At 57.3% G+C, this 220-nt stretch carries 1 protein-coding gene; it reads right to left on the reverse strand.

Annotation, left to right across the window (positions count from 1 at the left end; all coding sequences use genetic code 11):
• Nucleotides 1–220: YPDG domain-containing protein (locus HMPREF2690_RS12170; protein ID WP_168167290.1), on the reverse strand; the 220-nt coding region annotated here is incomplete at both ends.

Genomic DNA, 220 nt, shown 5'->3' on the forward strand with positions numbered 1-220 from the left:
TCTCCTTCTCATCCGGGATGCCATCACCGTCATCGTCTAGATCCTCGGTATCAGGCGTGCCGTCGCCATCGGTGTCCAGCTTGAACTTCGCGGTCGCGTCGTCGGTGGAACCATCCGGGTAGGTCACAACAACCGGAACGTCGAATTCCTCAACGGTGTCCTTGTTCAACTTGGACTTGTCCGGGAAGGTGACGGTGATCTCACCGGTGTTCTCGTCGAT

The organism is Corynebacterium sp. HMSC034E11 (genome assembly GCF_001835905.1).
GTDB lineage: Bacteria > Actinomycetota > Actinomycetes > Mycobacteriales > Mycobacteriaceae > Corynebacterium > Corynebacterium coyleae.